Origin of the sequence: Gilliamella sp. wkB108 (genome assembly GCF_001690195.1) — a bacterium.
Classification (GTDB): Bacteria; Pseudomonadota; Gammaproteobacteria; order Enterobacterales; family Orbaceae; genus Gilliamella; species Gilliamella apicola_L.
In genome coordinates this window covers 1-3001 of sequence record NZ_LZGM01000101.1, presented here as the reverse complement: position 1 = coordinate 3001, position 3001 = coordinate 1, and the positions used below count along the sequence as shown (strand labels likewise).

Sequence of the window (3001 nt, the reverse complement as noted above, 5' to 3'; positions counted from 1 at the left end):
GTCTTGAGTTTGAACGCGTAAAACAACGACGTTTAGAGCGTATGCAACGAGCTAAAACCCACGATGAAGAATTGACATCCATTAATGAAGGCGTCGATGAACCGGTCATTGACTTAGATGAAATTAGTGCGCAATCATTACATTTAGTTCGCTCAATTATTATGTTAGTTGCCTTAATCAGCATGATTTTGCTCTGGTCAGAATTACATTCTGCCTTTGCTTTTATGAATAACATTAAGCTTTGGGGAACTAGCGCGGTTGTCAATGGTACTGAAATTGAACAATATATTACGCTTGGTGCGCTTTGTATTGCCATTTTAGTTATGACCATAACTATCCAATTGGTAAAAAATCTACCGGCATTACTGGAATTAGGCATTTTACAACATTTAGATCTCGCTCCCGGCACCGGTTATGCTATTTCAACTCTATCGAAATACATCATTTTAATGATTGGTTGCATGGTGGCTTTTTCGTTTATTGGTATCGATTGGTCAAAAATTCAGTGGCTTATTGCAGCGCTTGGTGTTGGTTTAGGCTTTGGTTTACAAGAAATTTTTGCTAACTTTGTTTCTGGTTTAATCATCTTATTTGAAAAGCCTGTCCGTATTGGTGATACCGTTACTATACGTGAACTTACCGGCAATATAACCAAAATTAATACAAGAGCCATTACTATCGTTGATTGGGATCGTAAAGAGATCGTTATGCCCAACAAAGCCTTTATAACCGAACAACTGGTCAACTGGTCTTTATCTGATTCGATCACTCGTATTGTGCTTACTATTCCTGCAACAATAGATGCCGATAGCGATCTGGTTATTAGCCTGTTACAACAAGCTGCTTTAGAGTGTGAATATGTGCTTAAAGATCCTGAACCACAAGTTTTTCTGGTTGATATTCAAGAAGGTATTCAATTATTTGAATTACGGGTGTTTGCCGCGGAAATGGGGCATCGAATGCTACTGCGCAGTGGTATTCAAAAACTGATCATCGAAGCTTATCGTCAGCATAATTTACAGTTACCATTCCCACCGTTGCAAACCAATTTAGAGGCGCTCGGTCGCAAAAGTGGGCGTCGTACTTATACAACTGGTAGCATTTAACCAAATAGTGTTTCTAACCAAGGTACGCCGAATGCACCGGGTCAAGTAATACAAAAGCCCAAATCGGTGCGGAGGTAATATTGGCTATATTGAATTTAGTTGTTTGCATATGCATAGTGCCGGCTATTAACGTTACCATTCCCACCGTTGCAAACCAATTTAGAAGCACTCGGTCGCAAAAGTGGGCGTCGTACTTATACAACTGGTAGCATTTAACCAAATAGTGTTTCTAACCAAGGTACGCCGAATGCACCGGGGGCAAGTAATACAAAAGCCCAAATCGGTGCGGAGGTAATATTGGCTATATTGAATTTAGTTGTCTGCATATGCATAGTGCCGGCTATTAACGGTACAATCGCACGCAAAGGTCCAAAAAATCGTCCCACAAAAACACCTATCGTGCCATAACGCAAAAAGAACTGTTCTGCACGATAAACTAATTTTGGATGTTGATTTAGTGGCCATGAGGAAATTACCGTTTGATGATAATATTTGCCTAACCAGTACGAAAGCCAATCACCAATAATAGCACCAGCTGAAGCTACAATTAACACAGGGATAAATGAAATAACGCCCGCACCAACTAACGCACCAGCTCCCAGTAAAATAGCTGTTGCGGGTACGAGCAGGGAGATAATTGCCAGTGATTCACCAAATGCCAATAAAAAAATAATGGGTAATGTCCACATTTGGTGATTTTCAATAAATTGCATTATTGTATGGGTAATTTCATGTAATGACATAGTAATGTTATGAAAATTATGAATTGATTATAGTGTGCTATTTTACCATAATAATATAAATATAGCTTAAGCGTGTTTACTTGTTATTTATCGTGCTGAAAACCTGAGTAAACTAAGGCTATTATCCTGTTCTCAATTGACAATCGCAAGAGCTAAATAATGGATATCGGTATTAAAACCAACAAGGTTATTAAATTTAAAGCGGCAAAATTACAAACGCCTGAAGAGGATTTTTTAGCGATCGAAAAACCGGTTGCTCTAATTTACAACGGTATCTCACATGTGGTGATGATGACCTCGCCTAAGGATCTGGATCATTTTGCTATTGGCTTTTCATTAACCGAAAAAATCATTGAATCAGTTAACGATATCTATGGTATCGATATCATTGAAACAGCCGAAGGTGTTGAAGTTCATATTGAATTATCTTCCCGGCGTTTTATGCAGCTAAAAGAAAAACGTCGTAATTTAACCGGGCGAACAGGTTGTGGTATTTGTGGTAGTGAGCAGATTGAGCAAGTTTGTCAAGTTGTTCCTGTTTTACCTCATCACGATAAAATCGTATTGTCTGATTTTTGCCATTCACTTGCATACCTAAACCAAGTACAAATTGTCGGAAAGCAAACAGGATGTACGCATGCTGCGGTCTGGCTTGATTTACAGGGTAATTTTATTGCTGGTTTTGAAGATATTGGCCGACATGTCGCTTTAGATAAATTACTGGGTTTTCGAGCTAAGCAAATCGAAAATAATCAACAAAATCAGAAAGGAGTTATTCTTATTTCCAGTCGAGCTAGTTATGAAATGGTACAAAAAACAGCTATATGTGGGGTTGAGATTTTACTGGCGGTATCAGCAACCACCTCAATGGCGGTAAACATGGCAAAACAGTGTAATTTGACTTTAGTTGGTTTTTTTCGCGGTGATAAAGGTGTTATTTACGCAGGAGATGACCGTATTATCAGGTAAACATGGTATATCTTGCAATTTAAAATCGCGTTAAGAATTATGTTATATACAACTCACCTGATGAAAAAATATACTAATTTCCGATTATTCAATAATATACCTAAACTACAGCTTCCTTTATTAGGCATAAGCTATCATAATATAGGTACGCAAAAAAGAGTAAATTTATTGGAATAAGTCTAT

The 3001-nt window shown here is 38.0% G+C and carries 3 protein-coding genes; 2 read left to right on the top strand and 1 reads right to left on the bottom strand.

Annotation, left to right across the window (positions count from 1 at the left end; translation table 11 throughout):
- Positions 1–1106, top strand: a 1106-nt coding sequence (locus tag A9G11_RS11460; protein WP_141674421.1) for a mechanosensitive ion channel domain-containing protein, incomplete at its 5' end; no start/stop codon positions are given.
- Between the two features lie 212 nt (positions 1107–1318).
- Here the strand turns inward: A9G11_RS11460 and A9G11_RS11455 are convergent.
- Positions 1319–1849: a DedA family protein gene (locus tag A9G11_RS11455; protein WP_065619748.1), complete on the bottom strand. Its 531-nt coding sequence runs from the start codon at positions 1847–1849 to the stop codon at positions 1319–1321.
- Positions 1850–2008: 159 nt separating this feature from the next.
- On the opposite strand from A9G11_RS11455, the gene fdhD reads away from it, so the two are divergent.
- Positions 2009–2818 carry a formate dehydrogenase accessory sulfurtransferase FdhD gene (fdhD, locus tag A9G11_RS11450; RefSeq protein ID WP_065617612.1) on the top strand — a complete coding sequence of 270 codons (810 nt, stop codon included), beginning with the start codon at positions 2009–2011 and terminating at the stop codon, positions 2816–2818.
- Positions 2819–3001 lie beyond the last annotated feature (183 nt).